At 67.9% G+C, this 26,148-nt stretch carries 24 protein-coding genes; 9 read left to right on the top strand and 15 right to left on the bottom strand.

Going from position 1 to position 26,148, the window contains the following annotated elements; all coding sequences use genetic code 11:
• Window positions 1–241 precede the first annotated feature (241 nt).
• Both R8G01_09560 and R8G01_09555 read right to left on the bottom strand, forming a co-directional pair.
• On the bottom strand, window positions 242–1,531 hold the full coding sequence (locus R8G01_09560) for an HNH endonuclease (GenBank protein MDW3214231.1): 1,290 nt from the start codon (window positions 1,529–1,531) through the stop codon (window positions 242–244).
• Window positions 1,532–1,599: 68 nt separating this feature from the next.
• Window positions 1,600–2,001, bottom strand: coding sequence for a hypothetical protein (locus R8G01_09555; GenBank protein MDW3214230.1), 402 nt, complete (start codon window positions 1,999–2,001; stop codon window positions 1,600–1,602).
• 229 nt (window positions 2,002–2,230) lie between these two features.
• Here R8G01_09555 and R8G01_09550 point away from each other — a divergent pair, with 229 nt between their 5' ends.
• On the top strand, window positions 2,231–3,043 hold the full coding sequence (locus tag R8G01_09550; protein MDW3214229.1) for a DUF3626 domain-containing protein: 813 nt from the start codon (window positions 2,231–2,233) through the stop codon (window positions 3,041–3,043).
• Between the two features lie 42 nt (window positions 3,044–3,085).
• Here R8G01_09550 and R8G01_09545 read toward each other — a convergent pair whose 3' ends face one another.
• Complete coding sequence (locus R8G01_09545) at window positions 3,086–3,502, bottom strand: PaaI family thioesterase (GenBank protein MDW3214228.1); 417 nt, start codon at window positions 3,500–3,502, stop codon at window positions 3,086–3,088.
• Window positions 3,499–4,311, bottom strand: coding sequence for a helix-turn-helix transcriptional regulator (locus R8G01_09540; protein ID MDW3214227.1), 813 nt, complete (start codon window positions 4,309–4,311; stop codon window positions 3,499–3,501). The genes R8G01_09545 and R8G01_09540 overlap by 4 nt, the downstream gene beginning before the upstream one ends.
• Before the next feature lie 216 nt (window positions 4,312–4,527).
• Here R8G01_09540 and R8G01_09535 point away from each other — a divergent pair, with 216 nt between their 5' ends.
• Entirely contained in the window at window positions 4,528–4,902 is a 375-nt protein-coding gene (locus tag R8G01_09535; GenBank protein MDW3214226.1) for a nuclear transport factor 2 family protein, read from the top strand.
• Window positions 4,903–5,000: 98 nt separating this feature from the next.
• Here R8G01_09535 and R8G01_09530 read toward each other — a convergent pair whose 3' ends face one another.
• From R8G01_09530 to R8G01_09500, 7 genes are all read right to left on the bottom strand, one after another.
• Window positions 5,001–6,215: a Coenzyme F420 hydrogenase/dehydrogenase, beta subunit C-terminal domain gene (locus R8G01_09530; GenBank protein ID MDW3214225.1), complete on the bottom strand. Its 1,215-nt coding sequence runs from the start codon at window positions 6,213–6,215 to the stop codon at window positions 5,001–5,003.
• Between the two features lie 60 nt (window positions 6,216–6,275).
• Entirely contained in the window at window positions 6,276–6,920 is a 645-nt protein-coding gene (locus R8G01_09525) for an anti-sigma factor (protein MDW3214224.1), read from the bottom strand.
• Window positions 6,913–7,464, bottom strand: a complete 552-nt coding sequence (locus R8G01_09520; protein ID MDW3214223.1) for a sigma-70 family RNA polymerase sigma factor — start codon at window positions 7,462–7,464, stop codon at window positions 6,913–6,915. The genes R8G01_09525 and R8G01_09520 overlap by 8 nt, the downstream gene beginning before the upstream one ends.
• Before the next feature lie 129 nt (window positions 7,465–7,593).
• Window positions 7,594–8,673, bottom strand: a complete 1,080-nt coding sequence (locus tag R8G01_09515) for a fasciclin domain-containing protein (protein ID MDW3214222.1) — start codon at window positions 8,671–8,673, stop codon at window positions 7,594–7,596.
• 95 nt (window positions 8,674–8,768) lie between these two features.
• Window positions 8,769–9,755, bottom strand: a complete 987-nt coding sequence (locus tag R8G01_09510) for an SDR family NAD(P)-dependent oxidoreductase (protein MDW3214221.1) — start codon at window positions 9,753–9,755, stop codon at window positions 8,769–8,771.
• Between the two features lie 38 nt (window positions 9,756–9,793).
• Window positions 9,794–10,132 (bottom strand): P-II family nitrogen regulator, encoded by a 339-nt coding sequence (locus R8G01_09505; protein MDW3214220.1) that lies wholly within the window; start codon window positions 10,130–10,132, stop codon window positions 9,794–9,796.
• 43 nt (window positions 10,133–10,175) lie between these two features.
• Window positions 10,176–11,363 (bottom strand): ammonium transporter, encoded by a 1,188-nt coding sequence (locus R8G01_09500; GenBank protein ID MDW3214219.1) that lies wholly within the window; start codon window positions 11,361–11,363, stop codon window positions 10,176–10,178.
• A 257-nt stretch (window positions 11,364–11,620) separates the two neighbouring features.
• Here R8G01_09500 and R8G01_09495 point away from each other — a divergent pair, with 257 nt between their 5' ends.
• Window positions 11,621–13,042 carry a DEAD/DEAH box helicase gene (locus tag R8G01_09495; GenBank protein MDW3214218.1) on the top strand — a complete coding sequence of 474 codons (1,422 nt, stop codon included), beginning with the start codon at window positions 11,621–11,623 and terminating at the stop codon, window positions 13,040–13,042.
• 147 nt (window positions 13,043–13,189) lie between these two features.
• Here R8G01_09495 and R8G01_09490 read toward each other — a convergent pair whose 3' ends face one another.
• Window positions 13,190–13,528: a P-II family nitrogen regulator gene (locus R8G01_09490; protein MDW3214217.1), complete on the bottom strand. Its 339-nt coding sequence runs from the start codon at window positions 13,526–13,528 to the stop codon at window positions 13,190–13,192.
• A gap of 31 nt (window positions 13,529–13,559) precedes the next feature.
• Window positions 13,560–14,966 (bottom strand): ammonium transporter, encoded by a 1,407-nt coding sequence (locus tag R8G01_09485; GenBank protein ID MDW3214216.1) that lies wholly within the window; start codon window positions 14,964–14,966, stop codon window positions 13,560–13,562.
• A 411-nt stretch (window positions 14,967–15,377) separates the two neighbouring features.
• On the opposite strand from R8G01_09485, the gene R8G01_09480 reads away from it, so the two are divergent.
• Entirely contained in the window at window positions 15,378–17,780 is a 2,403-nt protein-coding gene (locus tag R8G01_09480) for a PKD domain-containing protein (protein MDW3214215.1), read from the top strand.
• Between the two features lie 90 nt (window positions 17,781–17,870).
• Here the strand turns inward: R8G01_09480 and R8G01_09475 are convergent, their stop codons facing one another.
• On the bottom strand, window positions 17,871–18,140 hold the full coding sequence (locus R8G01_09475; protein MDW3214214.1) for a winged helix-turn-helix domain-containing protein: 270 nt from the start codon (window positions 18,138–18,140) through the stop codon (window positions 17,871–17,873).
• A gap of 126 nt (window positions 18,141–18,266) precedes the next feature.
• Here R8G01_09475 and R8G01_09470 point away from each other — a divergent pair, with 126 nt between their 5' ends.
• On the top strand, window positions 18,267–19,508 hold the full coding sequence (locus R8G01_09470; protein MDW3214213.1) for an acyl-CoA dehydrogenase family protein: 1,242 nt from the start codon (window positions 18,267–18,269) through the stop codon (window positions 19,506–19,508).
• Between the two features lie 3 nt (window positions 19,509–19,511).
• Here the strand turns inward: R8G01_09470 and R8G01_09465 are convergent, their stop codons facing one another.
• Complete coding sequence (locus tag R8G01_09465) at window positions 19,512–20,123, bottom strand: helix-turn-helix domain-containing protein (protein ID MDW3214212.1); 612 nt, start codon at window positions 20,121–20,123, stop codon at window positions 19,512–19,514.
• Between the two features lie 83 nt (window positions 20,124–20,206).
• Here R8G01_09465 and R8G01_09460 point away from each other — a divergent pair, with 83 nt between their 5' ends.
• The 4 genes from R8G01_09460 to R8G01_09445 are packed head-to-tail and all read left to right on the top strand — an operon-like array spanning window position 20,207 to window position 26,074.
• Window positions 20,207–20,344 carry a hypothetical protein gene (locus R8G01_09460; GenBank protein ID MDW3214211.1) on the top strand — a complete coding sequence of 46 codons (138 nt, stop codon included), beginning with the start codon at window positions 20,207–20,209 and terminating at the stop codon, window positions 20,342–20,344.
• On the top strand, window positions 20,341–21,675 hold the full coding sequence (locus R8G01_09455) for an MFS transporter (GenBank protein ID MDW3214210.1): 1,335 nt from the start codon (window positions 20,341–20,343) through the stop codon (window positions 21,673–21,675). Before R8G01_09460 ends, R8G01_09455 begins: the two co-directional genes overlap by 4 nt.
• Before the next feature lie 28 nt (window positions 21,676–21,703).
• On the top strand, window positions 21,704–25,009 hold the full coding sequence (locus R8G01_09450) for a transglutaminase family protein (GenBank protein ID MDW3214209.1): 3,306 nt from the start codon (window positions 21,704–21,706) through the stop codon (window positions 25,007–25,009).
• 24 nt (window positions 25,010–25,033) lie between these two features.
• Window positions 25,034–26,074, top strand: coding sequence for a putative zinc-binding metallopeptidase (locus R8G01_09445; protein MDW3214208.1), 1,041 nt, complete (start codon window positions 25,034–25,036; stop codon window positions 26,072–26,074).
• Window positions 26,075–26,148 lie beyond the last annotated feature (74 nt).

The following is a 26,148-nucleotide window of genomic DNA, read 5'->3' as shown; positions in this document are numbered from 1 at the left end:
CGGGCGCGTCCGTGACGTGACTCCCGTCCCGAGCTCTCGATCGACGATGATTCGGGTCGACGATGATTCGGGTCGACGATGATTCGGACCGGCCATGATGCGGTCGACGATGATTCGGGTCGGCCATGATGCGGTCGACGACGGTTCGGTCGACATGCCGCCCTCTTGGCCACTGACCGTCGCTCGAGCCGTGCCAAGTCTTGGGGGCGCGCTGCCGACCCGCGGCTGAGCTTCTCGACGGTCAGGACGCTTGTTCGAACAGGGTGTCCGCGGGTGGGCGATGTCGTGGGCGAGTCGTCATGTTCGATCGCCCGGTTCTCGGAGGTCCGTGGTCGGTCTGCCACACGGTGCCGTCGGGTTTGACCCACGTCACGCGTCGATCGGGATCGATCGTGAGGTTCCAGCCGCCCTCGTGCACGAGGTGATGGTGGGTCTCGCACAGCGGGAGGAGATTCGCCATCACCGTGCGACCGCCGCGCGTGAACCACTCGACGTGGTGGATGCGGCAACGGGAGAACCCGACCTCGCAGTGTGGGTGGGCGCAGGTGCGATACATCGCGGCCAGCATCCGCCGCTGCTGACGGCTTGCGGTGCGCTGTTCGGCGCAGATCTGGTCGACGGTGCCGTCGGGTCGGACGATCACCGCCTGTAACACGGCCTCGCAGCACAGTCGTTGCACGGTGGCGACCGGCAGGGGCGCCCCGTCGACGGTCTCGCACAGCGTGTCGTCGTGGCGGCCGTGACACAGGCTCGATGCGTCGGCATGGACGACGACCCGTGGCACTCGGGCCGAGGACGAGGTGTCGTCCGGACCGACGGCGCTGACGGCGGCGACGACCGCCTCGACCTGCAGCTCGGCGAACGGCCGCTCCTGGTTGGAGGGATCCTGCCGAAGCGTGGCGAGGTGATGATCGATCACGTTCCAGATCGCGGCGTCGCGGAGCGGGTCGAGCGCGAGGTGGGTGTGCTTCATACCGGTGTCGCGGTCGGTCCAGCGCTTGACGTTCGACCGCTTGCGCTGCCGTTCGAACTCGTCGACGTCGCTGTTACCGCGATGCATGTTCCGGATTCGATCGACGATGCTCCTGGCGTTGCGGTCGAACAGCGCAGCGGGCTCGTCGGCAGCATGGCTCAGCAGATCGTCGACCACATCGCGCACGTCGGCTCGCTCCTCGTCGGTGAGGTCTTTGGTGTGCCTGGCGAGCGAGTCGAGATGGTCGGCCGTGCAGTCGCCGTTGGCGAGCGCGTCTTCGAACTGCGGCAGCGTCTCGCACACCCGGTCGCGCTCGTCGGTCGACTTGGCGTCCTTGCCCGACAGTCGGCCCTCGTCGATCAGCACGTGGTCGGACGAACGGTCGCCCTCGGCCGCGAGCTGCCGGGTTCGGCGGTTGATCTGCACGTCGGCGAGGTCGACGAACGCCCGCAGCCGACCGGCGGCCCGAGCCGCATCGGCCAGCTCGGCGTGATCGGCAACGGACAGTTCGGTGCCGACCAGTACCTCCACCGATAGGCGAACACCCCCGTCGTTCATGGTTCCCATCATGACGGAGGGGTGTGGCAGGGTTTCCGAGCCCGAAGCGGGTTCTCGTCAGGTCCAGTTCAGCTCGTCGAGAGCATCTCCAACGGCGCGAGCGGCACGATGCCCTCGGCCTTCGCGGCCAGCGCCGGGTCGATCGTGACGAGCGCGTCGGCCTGGAGGCGGCACACCGCGAGGTACTCCGCATCCAACGTCGTGTCCCACCCGTGCTCGCGTGCGATCTTCCACGCGGTACGACGCGAGACCCGATCACCGAGCAGCCGCATCTTGAGTTCGGTGAGCCGTTCGTGGAGCCGGAGCGCAGCGTCCTCGGTGAGGTCGCCGTTCTGCACGTCCTCGAGCAGCAGGGTGAGCGCCTGGGAGCGGATGAGGTTGGGAGCGACGAGTCGATGACCAGGATCGATGTCGACGTCGTCGGACACGATGTGGAGCAACGTCCGAGCGTCGATCACGTAGCGAGCCACGAGCGCACCGTACATCCCGAGATCGGTCCCGTTGACCGATCAGCCCTGTCGTTCGACCCGCACGAGCTCGCTCTCCCTGCCGTGGAGGTCCTGGGATCCGAAACTCGCACTCGGGTGCGCATCGGGGCAACTGGGTCGACGCCGTCGCCGGCGTCGGTGGGATGACGGAGCGGCCGATGTGCGTGGACCTCCCAGGACGTCGGGTCTGCCCGAGTTCTACGATCTTGCTGTGGCCCCGAGAATCGTCCTTCACTTCCATCCGGGTTGGGGCTTCGGCGGCGGGACGGTGCTGGAAGCGATCGCGGGCTCGGGCTGGTATCGCAGCCAATGGCAGACCGGCACGTCCAACGGTGGCTTGACGGCCCATCGTGGCGGTGACCGTTGGCGATGGGAGAGCGAGATGTTCGAGGGGCGCTACGACGATGCGCCTGCGGTGGCGCGGCCGGTGTACGGCGCGTGGAATCGACGAGACGACATGTACGGCGCAGCACCCCGGTTCGGGTCGGCCTATCTGAGGTTGCGGCCCGAACTGGAAGAACGGTCCACGTTCTGCTGGCCCGACAGTGTGTACGAGCCATCAGTGGTCGGAGGCCCGGAGCGGCTGGAGCAGCTGTGCGAGCTTGCGGACTCCGGTGGGGTCGGTCTGAGTGAGCTCTCGGCTGTTGTCGATCTTCCGCTCGACGATCCTCTCGACGACTACGTGGAAGCGCATGTTCACGGAGGGCTGTCGATCGCCCGTGACGTGGAGGCCGTTGTCGTCGACCCGACGGACCGCGAGGCGCACTCGTCGATACTCGGGCGACTCGAGTGCGACGTGGAGGAGCACGCCGGGTACCGCGTCACCGTCGATGCGATCGAAGCTGGATATCGCAGTTCGGTTCCGATCGAGCTGGCACGAGTGCTGGGTGGCGAGATCACCCCCGCCCGGCTGGCAGCGGCGTCGAGGTCGGGGGACCACGATCCGCAGGCCATCAAGTGGCTCTGGCATTGCCTCGCCCGTTTCGGTCGCGACTGGCCGAGCCTCGAGACTGGCTCGCAGTAGGGGCCGCCCGCTCCGTGCCGCTGGGCGTCGCCGCACACCCGGTCAGGTGCGTGCGCGAAGGACCGCTTGGGTCTGCGTCACCTTCGCAACGAGCCGGCTGCCGTGTCGGATCTCTGTTTCGATGACCATCGTGGTGGAACCGAGGTGGAGAGGTGTGGCTGTTGCCGTCACGGTGCCGTCGACGACGGCCCCGAGGAAGTTGGTCTTCGACTCGATGGTCGAGGTGCCGGTGGCGTCCTCGGCAAGGTTGAGGAATGCTGCTGCGCCGCCGGCGGAGTCGGCGAGTGCCATGAGCGCGCCGCCGTGAAGGAGTTGGTTGCTCGTGCAGAGGGCCTCGGACGATGTCATCGACAGCTCGACCAGTTCGGGTGTCAGTGTCGTGGCGGTGATGCCGAGGGTGTCGCAGAGCGGCATGGCGGTGCGGATGAACGCGGTCGGATCGAGGTGTGGGTCGGTCATGACGGCTCCGTGGTGATTGCGGCGTGTTGGAAGTGGTTGGCAGTGGCGGTGTCGTTCGGGAAGAACAGTTCGATCGCGAGTTCGTCGAGGGTGATGTCGCGGGGTGTCCCGAAGGTCGTGAGGGTGGTGAACATCGACAGCTCGACGCCGTCGAGTCCGAGCCGATATGGCACGAGGAGATCCGGGGCGGTGGCACCTGTCGCCCAACTGGTGCGATCGCGCAGCTCGATGATGTTCGGGTAGCTCGTCACTTCGTCCTCGATCCGAACCAGTTCGGGATCAGCGGTCAGCATCACGAGGCGGTGGAGTTGGGTCAGTAGATAGGTGGCCCATTCGTCGAAACCGAGGGTGTGGCGGGCGAGGCCGTCGGGGTGGAGGCTGGCGCGGAACACGTTCAGCGTCGGGCCCGTGAGTTGGTCAGGGAGCAGCGACACGAGCGTTTCGGCGGCCGGGTTGGCGAGCACGACGTTCCAGTGTCGATCGAGCACGACTCCGGGGTACGGGTGGTGCGCGTCGAGGAGGCGCCGCAGCGACTCGACGATGCCGGCCATGTCGGGGTCGTCGAGCGAGGTGTGTCGGTAGCGGGGAGCGAACCCGGCGGCGAGGAGCAGCGTGTTGCGTTCGCGCAGTGGGATGTCGAGATGGATACCGATCGCGTCGATGAGTTCGGGGCTCGGACGTGAGCGTCCGGTTTCCACGAAGCTCAGGTGTTTGGGGGAGACGCCGACGTCGTACGCGACGTCGAGTTGGCTGCGTGATCGTCGTTGGCGCCAGTCTCGGACGAGCGCGCCGACAGCGGTCTGGGTCATGCGACGACAGTACGAACGATCCACTACGCACCGCTACTACGTGTGAGGTAAAGGGTGGTCAGCTGTCGGGCGGGCGAGTCCACGTCCTACCAGGGAGCGCGACCGTCGCCGGTCGGCGGACTACCCGACAGGTAGTAGCGACCCCGTCCCCAGGGTCGTCAGAGTGTGAACGACCCTCCGGATCCACCGGTTGGCCCGACCCACGAAGGAACCCTCATGGATACCACCATCACCAGCGTCATCGATCGTTACCTTGACGCCTACGGAGAAGCCGACGCCGACCGACGACGCCGACTCATTGCGGAGTCGTTCGCAGCCGATGCGACCCTGGCCGACCCGCCGCTCGACGCCGCCGGACACGACGGGCTTTCGGACATGTTCGCCGCTGTGCAAGCCCAGTTCCCCGATCACACCTTCGCCCGCACCAGCAACGTCGATGAACACCACGGCGCAGCGCGCTACGAGTGGTCGCTCACGGCCCCTGACGGAACCACCGCGGTCGCCGGTACCGACTTCGTCCGGTTCGGAGCCGACAACAAACTCGTCGGCGTCGTCGGGTTCTTCGGCCCGACCCCACAGCTCGAACGGTGAGCGGCGAGACGATCACAGCGATCCGTACCGGCGACGGCATCGATCTCCACGTCGCGCGTTGAGGTGACGGGCCGCCGGTGCCACGCCGGGTGCCGCGGTCAGTCGGTCTTCGGCTTGGCGTCGGCGGCCGGAGCGGCGGCCTTCTTCTTCTTGGGTGGGGGGACGCCGATCGCCGGGGCGGGGTCGGCGTCCTTCGGCCACCGGCGGCGGCTGACGATCGACAGCAGACGCAGCAACCGCATCGCGGTCTCGTCGGTCTGGGCCGGCTTGGCGATGATCGACCCGTCGGCGATCATCCGCTCGATGACCTCCTCGCCCAGCTCGGTTCGGGCGATCGTGAGCGTCCAGTCGTTGTCCTCACCGATCCCGCCCGTCGCCACGTCGGAGTGCTCGGCCGCGAAGTCGGGGCACGTGGTGCAACCCTGGCGGGTCCAGGCGTGGCACTCCTTCAGGTTGATCTCGTGGTACGAGCCGTCCTTCATCCAGATCTGGAAGACGCCCTTGATGTTCATCTTCACCATGTCCTGCTTCTTGAGGCCGTACTTGGCCTCGAACAGTTCGGTGAAGATCGCGTCGTCGAACGTCTTGGAACACAGCAGCCCGATGTTGAACAAGAACGGCTTGGACACCTTGCCGGCCTTGCGGTCCCACATCGTCGGCGGCGACGACGTCTGACACCCCATGCCGACCAACGCCAACCGCTCCATCCCACGCTCACGCGCCTCGGGCAACGCCAGCGGGTTCGCGCAGTACGTGTACCGCGAACCGGCGGTGGCGAGGATCTCCTCGCGCGACTCCACGACGACCGGCTTCGCCTTCCACTTGTCGTCGTCCTCGACACCCGACACCAGTGCCCCGTCGATGTAGTCGTTCTCACGCAACCAGATCAGCATCGCGGAGACGAGGCCACCGTCCTGACCCATCTTGTGGACCATCTCGTCGCTCGCCCGGGTCAGGTACAGCTGCCGCCAGATGCCTGCCATCTCGTCGGGCTCACGCACCCGGCCGAACAGGTGCATGTCGGCCGCCGGCTCCCACGCCCGGAAACGCGGGCACGCCCTGGTGCAGGTGGTGCAGCCACCCTCCTCACCGAACCCGTGGATGCAGTTGTCGGCACCGAGCGATTCCTCGAGGTGGAACGGGATGTACTTGCCCTCTTCGTGCTCGTACCCGATCACGTCGTGCGGGCACGTCACCACACACCCGGCACACCCGGTGCACAAGTCGTTCGTGATGACCTCCGCGTACAACTCCTTCCACTGGGCGGTCCAGCGCTCGGGCTTGGCGGGGGGAGCCGTCTCGGTCACCGTCATGCCCCGAACCGTAGGCGATCCGTGCGTCGACGGCCTCGTTCGGCGACGGGCGCCGGACGATCAGACGTCGGTGAGGACGCCGCGGAGGATCGAGCGGCCCGAATGCGCCTCGTCGCCGTCGCGAGGCTCGACGCTGATGTCGACGACCGTGTACACGTCGGGGTCGAGCGCAGCAGGCACGGCGTAGGTGCCGGGCGTCGCGGCGTCGACCAGCGACACCGGTTGGACGTCGGTGATCGCCCCATCCTCGTCGGTCGAGATCAGCCAGAGCTCGAGGTCGTTGTCGGCCGGGTCGGGGAGTGTCGCGTCGTCGAGACGGATTTCGAATCCGCCCTCGCGTTCGACGAGTCGGGCGGTGGCCTCGGCGTCGGCGCCGAGCGGGTCGAAGGCATCGGGGTCGTAGGCCAACTCGGCGGTGGCGACCACCATGTCGTCGCTCCCGCGCTGTGTGACGACGACGGCGCCGGCGACGATGACGGCGATCGCGGCAGCGGCGGCGAGCAACGCCGGAGCGAACCGGGCACGGCGGGATGCGAGCGACACCACGGGAGCCGCCGACACATCGTCGCGAATGGCTGCCTCGATGCCGTCCCACACGTCGGTGGGCGGCGGGGTGAGCTCGACGTCGGAGGTCTCGAGCTCGCGGAGCAGGGTTTCGATGTCGGCGACATCTTCATCGGGTCCGAACAGCGGTGTGTCAGACATGGGACACCGTCATTTCGTTTCGCATCTCGTCTCGAATCTTCATGATGCCTCGGCGGACGTCGCTCTTGACCGTGCCGATCGGGAGACCGGTCTGATCTGCGACTTCGCGGTGGGTCAGGTCATGCACATAGACCAGTTCGATGACCTCCCTGGTTCTGGATGGGAGCGAGGCCAACAAATGTGCGGCGAACATGCGGTCGACCACACGGTCGGGGGGAGGATCTTCGGACGGGGAACGCTCGTCGTGGACCTCGTCGGCACGCCGATCGGCATGTCGACCTTCGGACCGGATCTGGTCGATGATCCGGCGCTTGGTGATTCCGACGAGCCAGGCGCCGAGTGCCCCCTTGGTCGGATCGAACTGCTCACGTTTTCGCCAGGCGCTGACGAACACCTCCTGGGTGGCGTCCTTCGCCGCTTCGGCACCGAGGGCCCGACGACACATCGAGTAGACGAGCGAGCTGTGCTCGTCGTACACGGCTCGGAGGTCGACGGTTCCGGCAGCGAACGCCTCGTCGAGCGAGTGTGGGGCCGAAGAAGACATCGACGACACGACTCGATCGTACCCGCGAGGCGGGGCCGCCGGTCGGTCGTCGGTGAGCTGCAGGGTGAGCGTGTGCATGGCAGGGAGCGGGTGGGCGGGCGCCGGAAGGGTCGGCGCCCGCCCACGGACTCAGTTGCTCGGGGGGAGGAGCACCGAATCGATCACGTGGATGATGCCGTTGTCGGCGGCGACGTCGACCGCGACCACCGTGGCGTCGTTGACCATGACCGTCTCGCCGTCGACGGAGATGTCGACCGAGGCGCCGTTCAGCGTCTCGGCGGACTCGCCGTCGAGGGTGACGACCGTGCTGGCCGGGACCTCACCGTCGATCACGTGGTACGTGAGGATCGACGTCAGGGTCTCGGTGTCGGCGAGCAGTTCCTCGGCGGTGAGGCCGAGCGCCTCGAGGGCGGCGGCGAACGCCTCGTCGGTCGGGGCGAACACGGTGAACGGGCCACCCGTGGCGAGGGTCTCTTCCAGGCCGGCGGCCTGGACGGCGGCGACGAGAGTGGTGAACGAGCCGGCCTCGACGGCGACGTCGACGATCGAACCCATGCTCTCCTCGGACATGTCATCCGACATCTCCTCGGACATGTCGTCGCTCATCTCGTCCGACATCTCCTCGGTCATGCCGTCGTGCGGCGGCAGCAGCACGGTGTCGATGACGTGGATGATGCCGTTCGACGCCATGACGTCGGCGGTGGTGACCGTGGCGTCGTTGATCACGACGTTGCCGTCGACGACGTTGATCGAGATCTCGGCGCCGTTGACCGTCTCGGCGGTCTGGCCGTCGAGGCTGATCGCCGTCTCGGCGTCCACTGCTCCGGAGAGCACGTGGTACGTGAGGATTTCGGTCAGGGTGTCGGTGTCGGCCAGGAGCTCGTCGGCGGTGATGCCGAGCGAGTCGAGCGCCGTGGCGAATGCCTCGTTGGTCGGGGCGAAGACCGTGAACGGCCCCTCGCTCGAGAGCGTCTCGACCAGGCCGGCGGCCTGCACCGCGGCGACGAGGGTCGAGAAGTCGTCGATCGAGGCGGCGACGTCGACGATGGTGCCGACTTCCTCGCCGGTCGTCTCGCCGGAGTCGGCGGTCGACTCGGCCGCGGCCGGGGTCGAGATGGTGTCGGCGTCGTTGCCGTCGTCACCGCAGGCGGCGAGGCCGAGGGCAGCCACGGCGGCGAGCGCTGTGATTCGTGTCGTACGTGAGTTCATGTCGATCCACTCTCCAAGAGGGGGTTGGGGGGTATGTATCCCTCGTTACGGATCGACATCCGTTCACGGATGCAACGTTGTTGCGAATAGCCGGTTCACCGGGTGTCGACGTCGGCCCCCGACTGTTCGACGCACCAGTTCCACAGCTCGACTCGACGTTCGGGCGTGTCGGTGGTGCGGGTCCGGCCGATCTTGTGGATCGAGCGGGGGCGGCGATCGAGCCAGAACTCGCCGGTCGTCATGGCCGGATCCCCGTCGTCGGCCGCGAGCCAGACCATCGTGTCGGCACCCTGCTCGCTGGTGCGCAGCAGCGGCCCGACGATCTTGCGGAACGTCGGCAGCGACGCCTCGACCCCCGGCGTGTCGGCCCAACCGGGGTGCAGCGCGTGGAACACCACGTCGGACGCCGGGACCTGTTCGGCCCACATCTCGTTCAGGGTGACCTGGGCTCGCTTGGCCCGCGCGTACTGATCACTCCCGCCGTACTCGGACTCGTCCATCTGGAGATGGTCGACGGTCAACGCAGCGGTGTACATGCCGCCCGACGACATCGTGATCACACGTCCGGGGTCGGCCGCGCGCAGCGGGTCGAGCAAGAGGCTGGTGAGGAGGAACGGGCCGACCACCTGACTGGCGACCGTCGCCTCGATGCCCTGCGAGTTCTCCTGTCGTTCGTTCGACAGCGCGCCGGCGTTGTGGAGGAGGCCGTCGATGCGGTCGAAGCGCGACGTGAGATCTCCGGCCATGGCGCGGACCTGGTCGAGCTCACCCATGTCGGCGACCGCGATCGAGATCTCGGACGAGCCGGTGGCGCCCATGATCTCGTCGGCCACCTGCTTCGTCTTGTCGTGGCCGCGTCCGTTGACAACGACGTGCGCACCTCGGGATGCGAGCTGCTCGGCGGTGAACCGCCCGAGACCGGACGTCGAACCCGTGACGACGAAGGTCCGGCCGTGGAGGTCGTAGTCGTCGAGGTCGTTCCAGCCGTCGAGTCGCGAGCGAACGGCGTAGCCGATCTTGGTGAAGCTCGGGACGACGGGGAATTCGATCGCGGAATCGACGATGTCGCGCAGGTCAGGCATGTTCGAGGGCTACCCGTCGCGTCGTCGGCTCAACCCGGTCAGAGGGCGCCGACGCCCTCTTCGCCGGTGCGGATCCGGACGATCCGTTCGACGTTGGTCACCCAGATCTTGCCGTCACCGATCTTGCCGGTCGCGGCCGCTTTGGCGATCGTGTCGACGACGAGATCGCTCTGGCTGTCGTCGACGACCGCCTCGAGGACGACCTTGGGGACGAAGTCGATCTGGTACTCGGCGCCGCGGTACGTCTCGGTGTGACCACCTTGGCGACCGAAGCCCCGCACCTCGCCGACGGTCATGCCGGCGACACCGACACCTTTGAGCGCGTCCTTGACCTCGTCGAGCTTGAACGGCTTGATGATCGCGGTGACCAGCTTCATGTTGGTGTCTCCTCGGGAATGTCGACGTCGTTGTCGCCCCCCATCATGCCTGATACGCGGACTCTGCGTGTTGGCTCTGGTCGAGGCCGACGAGTTCGTCGTCGGTTTCCACCCGGAGGCCGACGGTGCGATCGATCGCGACCGCGATGACGTACGACACGGCACCGGAGAACGCGACCACGCCGATCGCCGCCACGACCTGGTCCTTCAGCAACTCTGCGCCGCCGCCGAAGAACAGGCCGTCGGCGCCGCTGATCTCGGAATCGCCGAAGAAGCCGAGCAGGACCGTACCGATCAGGCCGCCGACCAGGTGGACGGCGATGACGTCGAGACTGTCGTCGAGCCGCAGCTTCTCCTTGATCTGCAGCGCCAGATAGCACCCGACGCCGGCGATCAGTCCGATCACGATCGGCGACATCTCGCCGACGAAACCGGCGCAGGGTGTGATCGCGACCAGCCCGGCCACGGCGCCCGAGCAGGCACCGAGCGTCGTCGCGTGTCCTGCCTTGATCTTCTCGATGATCAACCAGCCGAGCATGCCGGCGGCTGCCGCGAGGTGGGTGTTGACCAGCGCCTGCGCGGCGACGCCGTCCGCGGCGAGGGCCGAACCGGCGTTGAACCCGAACCAGCCGAACCACAGGATGCCGGTCCCGAGCACGGTGAACGGCAGGTTGTGCGGCGGCATCGGCTCGGTGCCGTGGCCGCGCCGCTGCCCGATCACCGCGACGATCACCAGTGCCGCGATCCCTGCGTTGATGTGGATCGCCGCGCCACCGGCGAAGTCCTGCGCACCCATGTCGAAGATCCAGCCGCCGGTGTCCCACACCCAGTGTGCGACGGGTGAGTAGACCACGATCGACCACACACCGATGAAGATCGCGTAGCTGCTGAACTTCAGGCGGTCGGCCGTCGCTCCACTGATGAGCGCCGGGGTGATCACGGCGAACATCATCTGGAACGCGAAGAACGCCATGCCCTCGTCGGCCGCGATGTCCGACATGAACGCGAAGTCGAGGTTGCCGATGAGCGGACCGTCACCGCCGAACGCGAGCGAGAACCCGATCGTCGCCCAGATCACGCTGATCAGACCCATCGCGAAGATGTTCTGCATCAGCATGCCGAGCACGTTCTTGGAGCGGACCATGCCGCCGTAGAAGAACGCCAGCCCCGGCGTCATGAACAGCACGAGGGCGGCGGATGTGAGTAGCCAGGCGGTGTCTCCGGAGTCCATACGGGCCGGGAACCTAGGTACCGATTGTTTCCGGAGTGTTTCAGGACGGTGTGGAGCGCGTGACTCGCCGATGCCCGGGGTGCCCCTCCCGAGTGGAATCGCGCGGATGTTCGGCTACCGTCCCCGGTGCTTCGGTGACCGAACAGGTCGCCGTTGGGTTCGCAGACGGGTCTGGTTCTTTCTGTCAACGTGAACCATCGACACCCCCGAACCCCATGACATCCCGGTCGCGATCGTCGCGGCCAGAAAGCGACAGCATGTCCACCACCTTCGCCCAATTGGGCGTCCCCTCCTTCATCTGCGACGCCCTGGCGCGCCGCGACATCCACGAGCCGTTCGAGATCCAGGCGGCGACCGTCGCCGACGGACTCGCCGGCCGAGACGTCTGCGGCCGTGCGCCGACCGGCTCGGGCAAGACCCTCGCCTTCGGCGTCCCGCTGGTCGCCAACGTCGCCGCAGCCGGCAAGGCCGAGCCGCGTCGCCCGCTCGGCCTCGTGCTCGCGCCGACCCGTGAGCTCGCCGAGCAGATCATGTCCGAGCTGCGTTCGTTCTCCGGCAACGTCCGGATCGAGGCCGTGTACGGAGGCGTCGGCTACGGCGCCCAGCTCACCGCACTCAAGCGCGGCGTCGACATCCTCGTCGCCTGCCCGGGCCGGCTCGAAGACCTCATCCAGCGACGCGACGTCGATCTGCGCAACGTGAAGTTCGTCGTTCTCGACGAGGCCGACCGGATGGCCGACATGGGCTTCATGCCGTCGGTCCGACGACTCCTCGACCAGACCCCTCGTGGGCGTCAGACCGTGCTGTTCTCGGCGACGCTCGACGGTGACATCGCCAAGCTCACCGCGGAGTACCAGCAGGATCCCGTCCGTCACGAGGTCGGCGAGGAGAGCCCCGACATCAAGTCGGCCGTGCACAAGTTCTGGACCGTCGACCGCCTCGACCGCAACCCGGTCGTCGCCGAAGTCGTCAAGATGGCATGGCCGGCGATCATCTTCTGCCGGACCCGTCACGGGGCCGACCGGCTCGCCAAGCAGCTCGCCAAGCTCGACCTGAAGGCGGCCCCGATCCACGGCGGCCGGAGTCAGAACCAGCGGAACCGTGCGCTCGAGGACTTCACGAAGGGCCGGGTGCACGCTCTGGTCGCCACCGACGTCGCCGCCCGCGGCATCCACGTCGACGGCGTCGCGTCGGTCATCCACTACGACCCGCCGGAAGACCACAAGGCGTACGTGCACCGCTCCGGCCGCACCGCCCGAGCGGGTGCCGAGGGCATCGTCGTCTCGATGGTGCAGCCGGGCCAGAAGAACGAGTTCAAGAAGATGCAGCGCCAGATCGGTCTCGACGAGCCGTTCACCGCGCCCGACGCCGAGATGCTGCCCGAGGGCGCACTCGCCGGCGATCGCGAATTGGCCCCGGCGGGCCCGCCCCAGCGTGAACCGCAGGAGCGCAACCGTCCGGCGAACCGTTCGGGCCGGTCGCAGCGCAAGCACGGTGGCGGGGGCCGCTCCCGTCAGAGCGCGGCCACCGACCGCGACGGCCGCCAGCGTGACGATCGCCCCCGCGAGGATCGCGGCGGCAAGGGCCAGGGTCCGAAGCGCAAGACCAACAAGTCGGGTCAGAGCGCCAAGAACCGCAAGGCGCGTCGCGCCCACCTGCAGCCCAGCGGCAACAGCTGATCTTCGGTCGGCCGGTCACGCCCTCGAACGGCCTGACCGGTCACACCGATCCATCGTGAAAACGGAAGAACCCGGGCCACAGCGATGTGGCCCGGGTTCGCCCCTACCCCGCACGAGCGAGGTCGGTTGACGAGGTGTCTCCGCCGGTTACACCGCGTCGGCACCTTCTTCGCCGGTGCGGATCCTGACGAGTCGTTCTGCGTTGGTCACCCAGACCTTGCCGTCGCCGATCTTGCCGGTGGCGGCCGCCTGCGTGATCGCATCGACGACTGCGTCGACGTTGGCGTCGTCGACCACGAGGTCGATCGCCACCTTCGGCACGAAGTCGATCTTGTACTCCGCGCCTCGGTACGTCTCGGTGTGGCCGCCCTGACGGCCGAAGCCACGGACTTCGGTGACGGTCATGCCGCTGATGCCGGCGACCTTCAGGGCGTCTTTGACGTCGTCGAGCTTGAACGGCTTGACGACTGCAGTGATGAGTTTCATGGTGTCTCTCTCTTTCAGTTCGTGTGGTCGTTCAGGCGTGGGCGACGTCGCCGGAGTAGCCGGCGAGACCGTGCTCGAGGACGTCGAGGCCTTCGATCTCCTCATCGGCCGAGACCCGGAGTCCGATCGTCGACTTGATGGCGAAGAACAGTGCGCCGGTCGTGATCGCCACCCAGGCGAGGATGATGACGAGCATCAGTGCCTGCATGAGGAGCTGGTCGATGCCGCCGCCGTAGAGCAGGCCGGCATCTTCACGCCCGAGGAACGCGTCGTCGTACTTGGCGAACAGGCCGATCGAGAGCACGCCCCAGGCGCCGCAGACACCGTGGACCGAGACCGCGCCGACCGGGTCGTCGATCTTCACCTTGTCGAAGAAGAAGACCGAGAAGACCACGAGCACGCCGCCGATACCGCCGATGATGAAGGCGGGGAATGGATCGACCGCACCGCAGGGTGCGGTGATGGCGACCAGGCCGGCGAGCACGCCGTTGCCGATCATGGCGACGTCGGGCTTGCCGGCGACGAGCCAGATCGTGATCGTGCAGAACAGGCCGCCCGCCACCGCGGCGAGCATCGTGTTCACGCCGACCGTCATGACGAAGCCGTCGGCGGCGAGTTCCGAGCCCGGGTTGAACCCGAACCAGCCGAGCCAGAGGATGAACACACCGAGGATCGCGAACGGGATGTTGTGGCCGGGGATCGCCCGTGCCTTGCCGTTGGAGTCGTACCGGCCGATGCGTGGTCCGAGGAACAGTGCGCCCATGAACGCCGCGATGCCACCGGTCATGTGGACGATGCCGGAGCCGGCGAAGTCGGAGTACACGGCGTCGCCGACCGACATCTGAGCGATCCAACCGCCGCCCCAGGTCCAGTGGACCACGACGGGGTAGATGATCGCGCACATGACGGTGCCGAAGATCAGGTACGACGAGAACTTCGTCCGTTCGGCCATGGCACCGGAGGCGATCGTGACCGCCGTCGCTGCGAAGACCGCCTGGAAGAAGAACGACGTCGCGATGCTCAAGCCACCGCCGGCCGGGATCGCAAGATCGGCACCGCTGAGGAACCACTCACCGGAGCCGAAGAACTTGGCTGCGGTGAACACCTCCTCGCCGTCGATGACCTCGGTGGTGCCGTTCGCGGTGCCGAACGCGAACGCCCAGCCGCAGGCGAACCAAGCGGTGATGCCGACGATCGCATCTGCCATGTTCTTGGCGAAAATGTTCACGACGTTCTTGGCTCGGGTCAGGCCTGCTTCGACGAGCGCGAAGCCCGCCTGCATGAAGAACACCAGACAGCCGGCGATGAAGACCCAGATGTTGTCGAGGATCGCTTGGGTGTCGGGGCCGTCTTGGGCCAGGACCGACGAGGGGGTGATCGCGAGAATTGCCGCGACGCCGCCCAGGCCGGAGATGATTCGAAGCGCACGTTTGCGCACGAGGTCCTCCTCAAAGGATTGGTGGATAGTGGTAGGGGTTGTTCGTAGGGGTGTTCGTAGGGGTGTCAGCCCGGCGAGGGCCTCGTTGCCAGCCGGGCTGCGGCGCACCGTAGAACGATGTGATTTCCGCTCTGTCTTGCGAATGTTTCCGCCGCGTGACCACTTCGTGTGCCCGCCTGGTCGCCGCTGTGTCCCCGCGGCGGGCCGACTCGATCGGGTGATCCCGACCAGCGTGGTTGACGGTCGGTCGACCGGTCCCTATGCTCCGCGGTCGACCGCTTCGAGTTCCATGACCCGTACATGCGCACACCCGCACCCCGGCGGGATGACGCCGTTTCAGCAAGGACGCCAATGACCAGTTCCACCGTTCGCCCTCGACGCCACACGACGCGCCTGTTGACCGTGTTGTCGATGACCGCCGGCATCGCTGTCGTCGCCTCACCTGACAGGATTGCCGCCGCCGACGTGGAGCCGTACCCGATGCCCGAGCTGGTCGCGCTGTACGACATGAACGAGCTGCCAGACGACGCCGTGCTGCACGATTCCGGACCGGCGGGCCTCGACGGAACGATCGGTGCCGACGTCGGTCGAGTCATCGGCGAGGACGTCACCGCGCTCGACTTCCCCGACAACGGTCCGACGGCGGAATCGAACCCGGCGCAGCTCGCGACGGTGCCCAGCAGCGCTGACCTCAACCCCGGCACGAGCGACTACGCGGTCGAAGTGCGGTCGAGGTCGACTCGCCGCTTCGGCAACATCGTGCAGAAGGGGCAGGCCACGACGCCCGGCGGCTACTTCAAGATCGAGCAGCCCAACGGGTTCATGACCTGCCTGTTCAAGGACGCCGACGGCGGGCAGCGTGCGGTGGTGTCCGACGTCCGAACGGACGATGGTGAATGGCACACGACGCGGTGTGAACTGTCGGCGTACGGCGTCCGGTTGTTCGTCGACGGCGTGCAGATGAACCAGATTGCCGGAGACCTCGGCAACATCTCGAACGACCTGGTGCTGTCGATCGGCGGCAAGGCCGACTGCACGGGCCCCGAGGTGACCTGCGAGTACTTCCCGGGTGAGATCGATTACGTGCGGATCGAGCGCGACGAGACCGTCAACCAGCTGCCGACCGCCACGTTCACCACGACCTGCGCCGACGCCGTCTGCAAGTTCGACTCCAGCGCGTCGATCGACCCCGATCGGACCGATCCCGAAGGGGACGGCATCGTCACGAAAGTCTGGTCGTTCGGCGACGGAGCGACCGACATCGGCGGCCAACCCAAGCACACCTACGCCACAGGCGGAACCTACGACGTGACGCTCACCGTGACCGACCGCCGTGGCGGTACCGCGGTGCACACCGACACGGTCGTGGTTCCGGCTCCGCCGGTGATGGAGTTCACCGACGACTGTCGTCGACTCGTGTGCACGTTCGATAGTTCGGCGAGCACCGACGGGCCCGAGGGGACGATCGAGTCCCGCACGTGGGACTTCGGTGACGGGACCACCGGGAACGGCGAAGTGGTGTCGCACACGTATGCAGCGGCCGGCACCTATGTGGTCGAGGTCACCGGTACCGACGACGACGGTCTGTCGGCGTCGGCCAGCCGTACCGTCACGGTGGCGCCCAAGGTCGTCACCCCGCCGCCATCCATCTCCGGATCGAACCTGACGGCGGTGACTCCGTTCCGAGCCTTCGATACCCGTCCGGGCGAGGCAGCGCCGGGTCCCAAGGGTGTCGTGGCGGGCGGCAACAGCATCGACGTCCAGATCACCGGCGTCGGCAGCGTGCCGTCGTCCGGCGTCACCGCGGTCGCGGTCAACCTGGCGGTCGTGGCGCTCGAAGCCCCGAGCTTCGTCACCGCCTGGCCCGCCGGCGGTGAGCGCTCCGAGCAGTTGTCGAGCCTGAACATCGTCACGCCGGGCACGGCACGGGCCAACCTCGCGATCATCCCGGTCGGCGAGGGCGGCCGGATCAGCATCTACACGCTGCGCGACGCTCATCTGCTCGGCGACGTCGTGGGGTACTTCACCGACTCGGGCGGATCGTCGCGCGAAGGTCGCATCATCACGCAGACGCCGCAGCGGCTGTTCGACACGCGGCCTGGCCCCGACGCAGGGCCGAAGGGCAAGATCCCGGCCGGCGGCACGATCGAGATCGCAGTGGCCGAGCAGGCCGGTGTGCCGCTGACCGGAGCCAGCGCCGTGGTCCTGAACCTGACGGTGACCGAGTCGGCAGGACCGAACTTCGTGACGGTCTGGCCGGGGAGCGGAGCCACCCCGACCGCGAGCTCGGTCAACATCAACGACGCCGGTGAGTCGGTGGCGAACATGGTCATCGTTCCGCTGTCGGCTGACGGAACGGTGAAGATCTACAGCCTCACGCAGACCCACGTGTTGGCCGACGTGCTCGGATACGTCACCGACGACGAGGCGGCGCTCGCGTCGAAGGGCCTCTTCGTCCCGGTCGAGCCCAGCCGCCTCTTCGACACCCGTGAAGGCGAGCCCGCGGCCGGTCCGAAGGGTCTGATCCCTGCGAACGGATCGATCACCACGGAGATCGCCGGTGTCGGCCCGGTCCCGCAGTCGGCGGGTGCCGCCGTGTTGAACATGGCCTACATCTCCACCGCGCCCGGCTTCATCACGCTGTGGCCCACCGGAGCGGACCGCCCGTCGACGTCGAACGTCAACGCATCCGTCGGGGGCGACGTGCGTGCGAACGGTGCCATTCTCCGGCTCGGCGACGGTGGGGATCTCGACGCCTACGCGCTGTCGCAGGCGCATCTCGTGGGTGACGTGTTCGGGTTCCTCCTCGACTGACCGATCGTCGTCACGACCGACGTCTCGTCGGTCGGCCGGGCCGGGTCGGAGATCCGGGCCGGTCGACCGGGGTCGGCATCCCTCGACGAGTCAGGCGACGAGCATCCAACCGCGTCGGCGCACGGTGCGCACGCGGTCGGTGCCGACACACCGGCGGATGCCGACGATCAGCGAGTCGCATCGACGCGGGCTGAGCTCTGCCAGGCCGGCCCGACGGGCGAGTTCCTGGCGGCTCAACACCCGGCCGCAGTGCTCGGCCAAGACTTCGAACACGGCACGCTCCTGAGCAGTCAAGTGCTCGAGGGGGTGAGTTGGTACTGAGGGGATCAGTTCCTGACGCTCAGGAGCGGGCCGTGTCACGAGCACCACTCTGGCGGACGTGCGTGTCGGTGACGTTCACGACCTGTAAACGCCGTGTGAACGACCGACGGGTCGTGTCGTGCCCTGACTTGACCCGTGGGTCAAGTCGCGAGGCACAATGGTGGTATGGACCTCACCTATCCCGCCGAAGCCGAGGAATTCCGCGTCGAGATCCGGGCGTGGCTCGAGCAGAACCTGCCCGACGGTTGGTTCGACGAGGGCTTCGAGATGACCGACGACGAACGCAAGCGGTTCAACCAGGAGTGGCCGCAGAAGTTGTTCGAGGGTGGCTGGATCTGCGCGACGTGGCCCGAGGAGTACGGCGGCAAGGGCCTCACGACGATGCAGGGGGTTGCGCTGGCCGAGGAGTTCGCCAGGGCGAAGGCGCCGATGCGTGGGGACTTCTTCGGCGACACGCTCGTCGGTCCGACGCTGCTGCAGTGGGGGACCGAGGAGCAGAAGCGGGAGTTCCTCCCCAAGATCCTCGGCGGCCAGATGAGCTGGTGCCAGGGCTTCTCCGAACCCAACTCGGGTTCCGACCTCGCGAGCCTGAAGACCACTGCGGTCCTCGATGGTGACGAATGGATCATCAACGGTCAGAAGGTCTGGACCACGCAGGGTCATCACGCCGACTACTGCTTCCTGCTGACCCGCACCGACCCGGACGTCAAGAAGCACGCCGGCATCACGTACCTGCTCGTACCGATGAAGCAGGACGGGGTCGAGGTCAGGGGCATCACCCAGCCCGACGGCACCGCCGAGTTCTGCGAGGTCTTCTTCGACAATGCGCGCTGCCCGAAGGACAACGTCGTCGGCGGGGTCAACAACGGCTGGAAGGTCGCCAACTCGACGCTGGCGTTCGAGCGTGGTCAGTCGGCGACGACCGGCTACCGCAGGTTCCAGGAGGAGTACCGGTTGATGGTCGAGGCCGCGACGGCCAACGGCCGCATCCACGACGACGACATCCGGCAGCGTCTCGCGCAGTACTACACGAAGATCCAGATCCTCCGGATCAACGGCCTGCGGAACCTCACCGCGGCGGTCAGCGGCAAGAAGGAGATGGGGACCGTCGTGCTCGGCGCGACCAACAAGATGTTCTGGTCGGAGATGCACCAGCGTGCGATGGAGCTCGCGCTCGACATCTTCGGTGCCGACTCGATGCTGATCGATGCCGGTCCCGAAGGCGGCTCGTGGCCCGGGTCCGGCCGCGACCGGCGGCGCGACGGCTACCCGGTGAGCCCGATGATGTCGTCGTTCTTCTTCTCGCGCTCGGAGACGATCTGGGGTGGCACCAGCCAGATCCAGCGCAACATCGTCGGCGAGCGTGTGCTCGGGCTGCCGAAGGAACCGAAGCCGGCGAGCGAGTGATCGCTACGTCGCCTCGGGATTGACCGCGACGAACAGCGTGAGGTGCGATGCGTCGGGGTCGTCGTCGGTCGCATCGGAGCGGAACTCCTCGTGCAGCTCCCGCAGGCGACGCATCAGTTCGCGCCGACGCGGTTCGGTCAGATGGATCTCCGACAGCGAGAGCGCCGTGTCGTCGTCGCCCTCGTCGTCGGCGACCGTGAACGCCTCGCTCTCGACGAAGCGCTGGAACCCGAGTTTCGCGACGTCGAACAGCGAACCGAGGGCGGCCGAGAGCTCACGTTTGTCGGTCGAGTTGAGCAGGTCGGCGCCGACGCCGAACGAGCGAGCGACCGTCTGGTACCGACGTTCGGTGACCGCGGCGACCTGACGCGTCGCCACGACGTGGATCAGGCCGGCGTCGACCAACCGGTTGACGTGGTGGTAGAGCCGGGTGATCGGAACGTCGAGGAGTTCGGCGACGTCGGCGACCGTCCGCGGCTCCTTGAGGCGCCGCAGGATCATGCCGCGGATCGGGTGCGTCGCTTCGGCCATCAGGTCGAGGTCGTCGAGGTCGCGACGTTCCTCGGGGGCGCCCACGCCGGCGACCGGAACCCAACCATCGTCGTCGATCGTCATGCTGGTCCACCCTAGTGTTCAACCATCCTGAACATTCATTCAGGGGGCTTGAATTAGATCATTCAATCTGTTTGAATAGCGGCATGAGTGATCTTCACGCCGCCATGGTCATCGCTGCTCAGCACGAACGCCTCGCCACCGATGTCGCCGACCCCACGCGTCGTCACCGGCGCCACGTCGCCGCGCTCCGTCGCTCCCGGCGCCGCCGCCGCCGTTCGTGACCACCGACCGCGCCACCACCGACGCAACGCCGCTCGGGAGGCGCTTCCTGACCGTCTGGGCGGGGCAGACGGTGTCGGCGATCGGCACCGTGCTGTCCGGCGTCGGGGTCGCCGTCTACGTCTTCGTCGAGACGGGGAGCGCGGCGTGGCTCGGGCTGCTGGCCGGCCTGTCGTCGATCCCGTACGTCCTGGCCGCCCCGCTGCTGTCGCTCACCGACCGCTTCCCCCGGCGTTCGACGATGATCGCGGCCGACACGTTCGCCGTGATCGGTCCGGCACTGGCCTTGGTGCTGGCGCTGGCCGGGCGTCTCGAGATCTGGCATCTTGCCGTCGCCGGTTTCCTGGGCGGCCTCGGCAACGCGTTCCAGTGGCCGGCAGCGCAGGCTGCGGTGCCGGCCCTGGTCGTGCCCGAGGCGCTCGGCCGAGCGAACGGGCTGAGCCAACTCGGTCAGGCGACCGGCATCGTCCTGGGCCCGATCGTGGCCACGCCGCTCGTCGCCTGGTGGGGGATCGAAGCCGTCCTCCTGGTCGATCTCGTCTCCTTCCTCGTCGCGGTGGTCGCCACCATGAGCGTCCCGTTCGACGATGCTCCGACCGACGACGCCGTGATCGACGACGGCACCTGGCGCGCGCTGTTCTCCTGGTTGCGGGGCGACGGGCGACCGTTCGTCACGCTGCTGGCCGCCATGGCGATCGTCAACTTCCTGCTCGCCTTCTTCAACGTCTCCCTCCTGGTCGTCGCGACCGACCTCGGGGGAACGGCTCGGGCCGGCATCGTGTTGGGAGCCGCCGGTGCAGCCATGGTCGTCGGATCGCTCGTCAGTGGCCACCGTGGCGTCGGTGCCGACCGGGTCGGGACCTTCGCTCGCGGCATCGGCCTCGCCGGCGTGGGCTTCGTCGTCGCGGCGCTGCGTCCATCGCTGACGCTCCTCATCGTGGGCGTCGTCGTCGCCCTGGGTTCGATTCCGGCGCTGAACGCTGCCGCGTCGACGCTCTATCACGAACGGGTGCCGGCCTCGATGCACGGTCGCATGTTCGGGCTGCGGACGGCGATCGGACGATCGCTCGAGCCGGTCGGTGCGGTCGTCGCCGGCGTGGTCGTCGCTCGGCTGGCGGTGCCAGCGATGTCCGATGGGGGAGCCCTCGCCGGCAGTGTCGGCGCGGTCATCGGCGTCGGGCCGGGGCGCGGCGCGGCGCTCGTGCTCGGCTCGGTCGGCGTGCTGCTCCTCGTCGTCGGCGTCTCGCTCGGTCGCAGCCGCATGAGAGCGGCACTGCGCCACATCCCGTCGTCGGAGGCGCCGCGCACCGTCGAGGAGCTCGCGGCGACCTGATCCCGGCCCGCCGGTAGGGTCGCCAGGAATGGGCATCCACGTCGGCATCGAGCATCGGACCACCTACCGCTTCGATCGCCCGACCAAGCTGCACCCCCACGTGCTCCGCCTGCGGCCGGCCCCGCACTCCCGTACGCCGATCCTGTCGTACAGCCTCGACGTGGCCCCGGCCGACCACTTCGTCAACTGGCAGCAGGACCCGTTCGGCAACTTCATGGCCCGGCTCGTGTTCCCGGAACCGGCGACCGAACTCGACGTCACCGTCGACCTGGTGGCCGACCTGACCGTCGTCAACCCGTTCGACTTCTTCGTCGAGGAATCGGCCGAGTTCTTCCCGTTCGAGTACGAACCGCGCCTCGCCGCCGACCTCGAGCCGTACCTGCGGCCGGCGACCGACGACATGGGGCGGCTCGAGCGGTGGCTGTCCGGCGTCGGGCACCGCGACGGTCGCACCCGGATCGCCGACTTCCTCGTGGCGATCAACCGCCGCCTCTACGACGACATCGAGTACTCGATCCGCATGGAGCCCGGCGTGCAGACGCCCGACCGGACACTCGACCGGGGCATCGGTTCGTGCCGCGACACCGGGTGGTTGCTCGTCGAAGCGTTGCGGCGAATGGGCCTCGCCGCCCGGTTCGTCTCCGGCTACCTCGTGCAGCTGACCGGCGATCGGCCCGCGCTCGACGGCGCCGACGGTCCCGCCGCCGACTTCACCGACCTGCACGCCTGGGCCGAGGTGTACGTGCCCGGCGCGGGTTGGATCGGTCTCGACCCCACCTCCGGTTTGTTCGCAGGCGAAGGTCACATCCCGCTCGCGTGCACGCCGCATCCCTCCTCGGCTGCGCCCATCTCGGGTGCGACCGGTCCCACCGAGACCGAGTTCAGCTTCTCCAACGTGGTCACCAGGTTCCGCGAAGACCCACGGGTCACGCTCCCGTACACCACCGAGCAGTGGGACCGGATCGATCGGCTCGGTGACCACGTCGACGAGCGGCTCGCTGCCGGTGACGTCCGGCTCACGATGGGCGGCGAGCCGACTTTCGTGTCGATCGACGACATGGACGGCCCCGAGTGGAACACGACGGCCGACAGCGCTGCCAAACGAGCCCTCGCCGACGACGTCGCGTGGCGCCTGCGTGGGCGCTTCGCCCCCGACGGTCTGATCCAGCACGGCCAGGGCAAGTGGTACCCGGGCGAACCGCTGCCGCGCTGGCAGATCGGCATCGTGTGGCGCAACGACGGCCGGCCGCTCTGGCGGCGGCCGGACCTGCTCGCCAACCCGTCCGAACCGGGCGATGCGACGCTCGACGACGCGAGGACGTTCGTCGACGCGATCGCAGCCGCGTTCGGGCTCGCATCCGAACTCGTGATCGCCGGCCACGAGGACCCGGTGGATCAGGCGTGGCGCGAGTCTCGCCTGCCGGCCGGGGATCCGGTCCCCGACGAACTCGACGTCACGGGCGACGAAGCCGACCGTGCCGGCGACGCGGACGCCCGGGCCGCGCTCGTCGAGCGGCTCCAGGGGTCGGTCGCCGAACCCACCGGCTTCCTGCTGCCGCTGCACGTCGCCCCGGACGGCGACGGTTGGCGCTCGACACGCTGGAACCTGCGGCGCGGTCGGCTCTACCTGATGCCGGGTGATTCGCCGATCGGGCTCCGTCTCCCGCTCGATTCGCTGACGTGGTCGGAATTCCCGCCCGTCTACGAACGGTCGCCGTTCGAGCCGCGCGGCGAACTGCCGCCCGCCGGTGCACTGCCCGGAGCTGCAGCCGAGGTCGTCGAGGTGCACGAGGCGGCGCCGACGTCGCTCGGTGTAGAGATCCGCGACGGCCACGTCGCCGTGTTCCTCCCGCCGATCGACGACGCCGATCACGCGATCGAACTGCTGTCGGTCGTCGAGGCGGTCGCCACCCGGCTCGACCGACCGGTGATCGTGCAGGGATACGCGCTGCCGCGCGACCCGCGGCTCGACACGCTCGTCGTGACCCCCGACCCGGGTGTCATCGAGATCAACGTGCAGCCGACCTCCTCGTGGGCCGAGATGCGCACGGTCGTCGAGACGCTGTACGAGGAGGCGCGACTCGCCCGACTGGCCACCGAGAAGTTCTCGCTCGACGGATCCCACACCGGGACGGGGGGCGGCAACCACGTCACACTCGGCGGCGCGACGCCGGCCGACAGCCCCATGCTGCGACGGCCCGATCTGCTGCGCAGCCTCGTCACCTTCTGGCAGCATCACCCGTCGCTCTCGTACCTGTTCTCCGGGCAGTTCATCGGGCCGACGAGTCAGGCGCCCCGCGTCGACGAGGGTCGGGCCGACACGCTGTACGAGCTCGAGATCGCGTTCGCCGAACTCGAAGCGCAGCAGGCGGCCGACGGTGACGTGCCGTCGTGGATCGTCGATCGGTTGCTGCGACACCTGCTGGTCGACCTGACCGGCAACACGCACCGCTCCGAGTTCTGCATCGACAAACTCTTCAGCCCCGACAGTGAGCGAGGTCGGCTCGGGATCGTCGAGCTGCGGGCGTTCGAGATGCCCCCGCATCCGCAGATGGCGCTGGTGCAGGCACTGCTCGTCCGGTCGCTGGTCGCCGGGTTCTGGGAGACGCCGTACAGCGGGCCGCTGACCCGATGGGGAACCGATCTCTACGACCGCTTCCTGCTGCCGTGGTACGTGCGGTCCGACATCCACGCCGTCGTCGACGATCTCCGCCGACACAGCATCGACTTCGAGCCCGGATGGCTCGATCCGTTCCTCGAGTTCCGGTTCCCGCTCGTCGGCGAGACCGTCGTGGGCGACGTCCATCTGGAGCTCCGGCGGGCGATCGAGCCGTGGCACGTCCTCGGTGAGGAGGTGTCCGGGTCGGGTACCGCTCGCTATGTCGACTCGTCGGTCGAGCGCCTGCAGCTCGGCGTCGACGGGTTCGACCCCCGACGCCACGTCGTGACGTGCAACTCGATTCCCGTGCCGCTCCAGCCGACCGAACGCTCGGGGACCTCCGTCGCCGGGATCCGGTTCAAGGCGTGGGCCCCGTGGTCCGCACTCCATCCGACGATCGATGCGCAGGGGACGCTCGTGTTCGACGTCGTCGACCGATGGAGCGAGCGGTCGCTCGGCGGCTGCACGTACGAGGTCGTGCATCCGGGCGGTCGGTCGTACGACACCTTCCCGGTGAACGCCGCCGAAGCCGAGGCCCGCCGGGCGAGTCGGTTCCTGACGTTCGGCCACACCTCGGGTCGGATCGACGTCGCCCGGTTGGATGAAATCTCCGCCAGGGTGGCACGGGAGTACCCCAGAACGCTCGACCTCCGCCGACACCGCTCCGACGGGTGACCCGCCGGCGGTAGCGTCCGCCGGATGCAGTCGTTCCGATGCCCGGTGTGCGCGCAGCTGCTCTTCTTCGACAACTCCTCGTGCCTGCAGTGCGGGTCCGAACTCGGGTTCGACGTCGGAGGCCGCGAGCTGGTCGCCCTGCGGCGCGACGACGATGCCGACGGCATCCTGCGTCGTTCTGACGGATCGCCCGGCTCCTACCGTCGGTGCGCGAACCAGCTCGAGGCGCGCTGCAACTGGGTGCTGCCCGCCGACGAGTCTGCGCTCCTGTGCCGGAGTTGTCGGCTGACGTCGGTGCGTCCGAACGATTCCGACGCCGACGCGATGGCGGCGTTCGCCCACGCCGAGGCGGCCAAGCGACGGCTCATCGACCAGGTGCTCGCACTCGGGCTGCCGCTGCTCGACCGGACCGACGAGCCGGAACGGGGCGTCACGTTCGAACTGTTGTCGTCGCGCGGTCGATCGGTGACGACCGGTCATCAGGCGGGCGTGATCACGCTCGACCTCTCCGAATCCGACGACGCCCACCGCGAGTTCGTCCGCCTGCAGCTCGGCGAGCAGTACCGCACCGTGCTCGGGCACCTGCGGCACGAGATCGGTCACTACTTCTGGCCGCTGCTCGTGGTCGAGGGTGGCGCCGTCGACGAATTCAGAACGCTGTTCGGCGACGAGCGGCAGTCGTACCAAGAGGCGCTCGACCGGCACTACTTGACGGGCCCGGGCAGCGAGTGGCCCTCGACGCACGTGAGCCAGTACGCCACCATGCACCCGTGGGAGGACTGGGCCGAGACGTTCGCGCACTACCTGCACATCTGCGACGGGCTGGAGACGGCGTCCGAGTTCGGGATCGAGGTCGGTGACCCCTCGCGGGCCGCCGGCGAACGGGCGTGGCCGTCGGTCACGACCGAATCGACCGACGATCTGGTGCGTCGGTGGTTGACGCTCACGTTGGCGCTCAACGCGATGTCGCGGTCGATCGGGGAGAGCGACCTCTACCCGTTCGTGCTGTCACCGGCGGTGGTCGAGAAGCTCGATTTCGTCCGCCGGGTCTCGTCACCCGGGTGAGCGACACAGCGAGTCCGGCACGACCGTCCGGGGCCGGGCGGCGAGTGTGACGAGCACGTGAACTTGTCACGTCT

It is taken from the genome of Ilumatobacteraceae bacterium, assembly GCA_033344875.1.
In the GTDB taxonomy this organism is placed as follows: Bacteria; Actinomycetota; Acidimicrobiia; order Acidimicrobiales; family Ilumatobacteraceae; genus Ilumatobacter.
This window is presented reverse-complemented; position numbering and strand designations above follow the sequence as displayed.